Here is a 3,357-nt window from a genome sequence, read left to right as displayed (position 1 = left end):
CGAAACGTCAGGCGATTACTAATCCTAAAAATACTCTTTTTGCTATTAAAAGGTTAATTGGAAGAAAATTTAGTGATGAAGAAGTACAACGTGATATTAAAATAATGCCTTATAAAATTGTAGAATCTGATAATGGTGATGCTTGGATAGATATTAAAGGGGAAAAAATGGCACCACCACAAATTTCTGCTGAAATCTTAAAAAAAATGAAAAAAACTGCTGAAAATTTTTTAAATGCTAAAGTACATGCGGCTGTTATTACAGTTCCTGCATATTTTAATGATGCTCAACGTCAAGCTACAAAAGATGCAGGGAAAATAGCAGGGTTAGAAGTAAAAAGAATTATTAATGAACCTACAGCTGCAGCATTAGCATATGGGTTAGATAAAGGAAAAGGTAATCGTGTTATAGCTGTTTATGATTTAGGTGGAGGAACTTTTGATATTTCTATTATTGAAATAGATGATGTTGATGGTGAAAAAACTTTTGAAGTTTTATCAACAAATGGAGATACACATTTAGGAGGAGAAGATTTTGATAGTAGAATTATTAATTATTTAGTAACTGAATTTAAAAAAGATCAGGGAATAGATTTAAAAAATGATCCGTTAGCTATGCAAAGATTAAAAGAATCTGCTGAGAAAGCTAAAATTGAATTATCTTCAATACAACAAACTGATGTAAATTTACCTTATATTACTGCAGATTCTTTAGGACCAAAACATTTAAATATTAAGTTAACAAGAGCTAAATTAGAATCTTTAGTAGAAGATTTAATAGATCAATCAATTAAACCAGTTAAAATAGCTTTAAAAGATGCTGATTTAGCTATTTCAGATATTAATGATATTATTTTAGTAGGTGGACAAACTCGTATGCCTATGGTTCAAAAAAAAGTTACATTATTTTTTAATAAAGAACCAAGAAAAGATGTTAATCCTGATGAAGCAGTAGCAATTGGTGCTGCAGTACAAGGAGGAGTATTAGCTGGTGATGTAAAAGATGTTTTATTATTAGATGTAACTCCATTATCTCTTGGTATAGAGACTATGGGCGGTGTAATGACACCATTAATTAATAAAAATACAACTATTCCTACAAAACATAGTCAAATATTTTCAACAGCAGAAGATAATCAATCTTCCGTAACTATTCATGTTTTACAAGGAGAACGTAAAAAAGCTAATGATAATAAATCATTAGGACAATTTAATTTAGATGGAATTAGTGCTGCACCTAGAGGAATACCTCAAATAGAAGTAACATTTGATATAGATGCTGATGGGATACTTCATGTTTTTGCAAAAGATAAAAAAAGTGGCAAAGAACAAAAAATTACTATACAAGCATCATCAGGATTAAATAAAGAAGAAGTTGAAAAAATGATAAGAGATGCTGAAGCTAATAGTGAATCTGATCGTACTTTTGAAGAATTAGTTAAGATACGTAATGAAGGTGATCAACTTATACATAATACTGAAAAAAAACTTAAAGAATTAGACAATAAAATTAAAAAAGAAGATAAATTAACAATAAAAAATGCTATTAATGAATTAGATAAATCTCTTAAAACAGAAAATAAAGATGATATACAAAGTAAAATACAAAAAATAATTGAATTATCTAGTAGTATTATGAATATATCTCAAAATAATAATAATATTAAAAAAGAAAATAATAATGTAAAATCTGAAAATGAAGATAATGAAGTTGTAGATGCTGAATTTGAAGAAGTAAAAGATAAAAAAAAATAATTATTTAATTTTTTTGTAAAAACATATATTTAAATATATTATTAATACCGTTTATCAGATCGATAATAATCGGTATTAATAACATTATGGGGATTAGGACACTATATCTGCTATGGCAAAAAAAGATTATTATGATATTTTAGGTGTTAGTAAAAATGCTGAAGATCGCGAAATTAAAAGAGCATATAAACGTTTAGCTATAAAATTTCACCCAGATCGTAATCCTGGAAATAAAAATGCTGAAAATAAGTTTAAAGAGATAAAAAAAGCTTATGAAGTTTTAAGTGATTCAAAAAAAAGAACTGCTTATGATCAATATGGACATTCTGCTTTTGAACAAGAAAATATAAATAATACAACTGATTTTAGTGATATTTTTGGAGATGTTTTCGGAGATATATTTGGTAATTCAAAAACAAATCAAAAATCTAAAAAAGGTTCTGATTTAAAATATTTAATTGAAATTTCATTAGAAGAAGCTATCACAGGTATAATAAAAAAAATTAAAATTCCTGTTTTAAAAAATTGTAATTATTGTAACGGAACAGGAGCAAAACAAGGTTCATTACAGCAATGTTATACATGTAATGGTCAAGGACAAATACAAATGAGTCAAGGTTTTTTTACTGTACAACAAACTTGTCCGAGATGTCATGGACAAGGTAATTTTATTAAAAATCCTTGTTTCTATTGTAAAGGTAAAGGTAAATTAGAATCTTATAAAATTTTATCAGTTAAAATTCCGAGTGGAATTGATACTGGAGATCGTATTAGATTAAATGGAGAAGGAGAAATAGGTCAAAATGGGATTGCTGGAAATTTATATATAGAAATTAAAATTAAAAAACATCATTTATTTGTTCGAGAAGGTAATAATCTATATTGTGAATTACCTATTAATTTTATAATAGCTATATTAGGAGGTAACATAAAAATACCAACATTAAATGGTTATGTAAAATTAAAAATTCCTGAAGGAACTCAAACAGGTAAAATATTTAGAATACGTAATAAAGGAATAAGATCGGTTAAAAGAAATAATGTTTTCGGTGATTTATTGTGTAAAATAATAATTGAAACTCCAATTAATTTAAATAAAAAACAAAAAGATATTTTGTATGAATTAGATAAAAGTTTTCATGAATTTTCTAATTATAGACATAATCCTAAAATAAAAAAATATTTAGAAAATATTAAAAATTTTTTTTATAAGATAAAAATCTAATAATAATAGAGGGTATAAAAAATAAATTTATTTTTTATACCCTCTATTATTAGAGGGATATTAATTTATGTCAAAATTTATATTTTTACTTAAAAAATAAAGATATTTTTTATTTCTTTCTATTTTTTTAACAAAACATGTACATATTTAAATATCTTTTTTAGAAAGATTAGTTTTGTTATTTAAAATAATTAAATTATTTTTTCTAAATTATTATTCATAACTTTATTTTTTTCTAAAAAATTGTTATTTTATTATTATTTTTGATTTTTTTACCATCTACTTTACTTAAAGTAACAAGAACTTCTTTTTTAAAATTGTATAACATATTATTAAACATAGAAAAAGATTCACGTTTATATTCTTGTTTTGGATCTT

The 3,357-nt window shown here is 24.5% G+C and carries 3 protein-coding genes; 2 read left to right on the top strand and 1 reads right to left on the bottom strand.

The window, feature by feature from the left end; all coding sequences use genetic code 11:
• Positions 1–1,754 (top strand): molecular chaperone DnaK (gene dnaK, locus GJT96_RS00765; RefSeq protein ID WP_247646094.1); only part of this gene is annotated, 1,754 nt, incomplete at its 5' end.
• A gap of 112 nt (positions 1,755–1,866) precedes the next feature.
• Positions 1,867–2,979: a molecular chaperone DnaJ gene (dnaJ, locus tag GJT96_RS00760; protein WP_169780345.1), complete on the top strand. Its 1,113-nt coding sequence runs from the start codon at positions 1,867–1,869 to the stop codon at positions 2,977–2,979.
• A gap of 235 nt (positions 2,980–3,214) precedes the next feature.
• Here the strand turns inward: dnaJ and GJT96_RS02485 are convergent.
• The coding region (locus GJT96_RS02485) for a hypothetical protein (protein ID WP_169780344.1) at positions 3,215–3,357 on the bottom strand (143 nt) is incomplete at its 5' end.

This window comes from Enterobacteriaceae endosymbiont of Donacia piscatrix (genome assembly GCF_012569525.1).
GTDB lineage: Bacteria > Pseudomonadota > Gammaproteobacteria > Enterobacterales > Enterobacteriaceae.
Note: the sequence above shows the minus strand (reverse complement) of the source record. Positions and strands in the feature narration are given on the sequence as shown.

What these genes read in the sequence shown, in the direction of transcription:
- dnaJ (WP_169780345.1), top strand. Translation starts at nt 1,867, where the DNA reads ATGGCAAAAAAAGATTATTATGATATTTTAGGTGTTAGTAAAAATGCT.